Annotated in this window: 2 protein-coding genes; both read left to right on the plus strand. The window is 68.2% G+C overall.

The features are described from left to right. A partial coding sequence (locus ACFFGN_RS36065; protein ID WP_380057779.1) for a phage minor head protein occupies positions 1 to 903 on the plus strand: 903 nt, incomplete at its 5' end. Positions 904 to 1,038: 135 nt separating this feature from the next. Next, the coding region (locus ACFFGN_RS36070) for a hypothetical protein (RefSeq protein ID WP_380057782.1) at positions 1,039 to 2,122 on the plus strand (1,084 nt) is incomplete at its 3' end.

Raw genomic sequence — 2,122 nt, forward strand, 5'->3', positions numbered from 1 at the left:
AACGCTGAGGGCGGCTTGCTGTCGCGGTCAGCGATCCTGCGTTCCACCCGGTTACGGCTGGCGCTGATCGAGGTATCCGGGCGGCTCGCCGCAGTGGCCGACCAGGCCGGTGTCACGGTCTCCGGTGACCTCGACGGCATCGTCCAGGCAGCGGTCGACGCGCAAGAAAACATCGCCAAAGCTCAGCTGCCAAAGGCGGAGCTGGACGCGATCACCTCGTGGGCCCGTGTCGATGCCCGGCAGATCGATGCGATCGTGCGCCGCACCACCGAACGCATCACCTCAGCGTTGTGGCCCCTGTCAGCCGAAGCGGACGCGGCAATGCGACGCGAACTAGTCCGTGGCCTCATGGCCGGCTCCGGGCCGAGGCAGACCGCGGCCCGGATCGTGCAACGGGCCGAGGGCCAGTTCAACGGCGGCCTGGCCCGGGCGCTCACGATCGTGCGCACCGAAACCCTCGACGCGCACCGTGCCGCCGCCGCGGCAGCGCACAAGGCCAACAGTGACGTACTGGCCGGCTGGATCTGGCTCACGTCGCTGTCGGGGAAGCCGTGCCCGGCGTGCCTGGGCATGTCCGGCACCGTGCATCCGCTCACCGAACCAGGTCCGCAGGGCCACCAGAACTGCCGCTGTACCCGCATGCCGAAGACGAAGACGTGGCGTGAACTCGGGATCGACCTGCCGGAGGAACCGGACCAGGTGCCGTCAGCAGCGAACTGGTTCAACAAGCAACCAGTGAAACGGCAGAAGGACATCCTCGGCCCGGCCCGGTACGCGGCATGGAAACGCGGCGACTACCCGATGGACCAGTGGGCTGTGAAACGGGCCAACGCGGACTGGCGGCCCTCCTACGTGACGTCGCCGCTGCCCAACGGTGGCCGCGACACGCGACTCGCCTCATAGGCCAACGCCCCACACCCGGTGCAGACGTGCGCCAAATCAGCGCCTCCGGCCTGCACCAGCACCTCATCCACCTGGAAGTCGTGCTCGCAGTGGTTTTCCACCCCCGCACCATACGCCGACCCAAGGGAGGTCCGCATGGCTCGCCAGAACCTCACCGAGGTCGGCGCCACCGTCACCCCGCTCACCGAAGCCGGGAAGAAGCCGCGGCTGAAGATCCAGCTCATCACCCCCGGGTGGGGCTCGAGCGGCTACTACAGCACCGAGGTGTTGAAGGCCGCAGCCGAGGCGAAGGCGTGGCCGGCCGGGACCCACATGTACCTGGATCACATCGCGGCCGACGAGGTTGAGAACCGGCCCGAGCGGTCCGTGCGTGACATCGCGGCCCGGCTCACCGAAGACGCCTACTGGGATGAGCGCGTCGGCGCCGTCATCGCGGAAGCCGTACCTGTCGGCGCCGGCAAGGACTTCGCCACCGACAAGGAATTCCTCGAAGCCGTCGGTGTCTCGGTCAGCGTCGTCGCCGAGGTCAACCAGGGCGAAGTCGAAGGCCGCAAGGGCTACATCATCAGCGAGATCTTCGCCGACACCTTCAACTCGGTCGACTTCGTCACCCACGCCGGCCGCGGCGGGAAGGTGCTGCAGCTGGTTGAGTCTGCGCGCCGCGGCCATGTGGCCGAGGCGACTAGCAGCGACCGGTACGAGCAGCTCGCCTATGCGGTGAAGTCGGCGCACGGCGCTGATGACACCTGGTGCTACGTCCGCGACTACGACCCCGATTCTTCGAAGGTCTGGTTCGCCGTCACCAGCGAGGACGAACCGACCCGCACCTACGAGCAGACGTACACCGTCGCCGATGACGACCTGTCCGTTGCGCTCACCGGTGACCAGGTCGAGGTCCGGGTCCGCACCGAGTACGTGCCCGTCACCTCCACGGCCAGCGAAACCGCGGCCCCCACGAACGTCCCGGTCGACCCGGCCGGGCTGTCCAAATCCACCCAGGAGTCCCAGGAGGACACCATGCCCATGCACGAGGTCGAGGAGACGCGACTGCGTCAGCTCGAATCGGACGCCGGCCGGGTCCAGCTGCTCGAGACCGAGCGCGACACCGCCCGCACTGAACTCGCCGAGGCCCGCAAGGAGCTCGCGGTCGAGAAGGCCAAGAGCTACGCCCGCGAGTTCGCGGCCACCCGCATCGAGACCGCCAACTCCGAGCTCGCGC

This window comes from Kribbella deserti, from assembly GCF_042434725.1.
Lineage (GTDB): Bacteria > Actinomycetota > Actinomycetes > Propionibacteriales > Kribbellaceae > Kribbella > Kribbella deserti.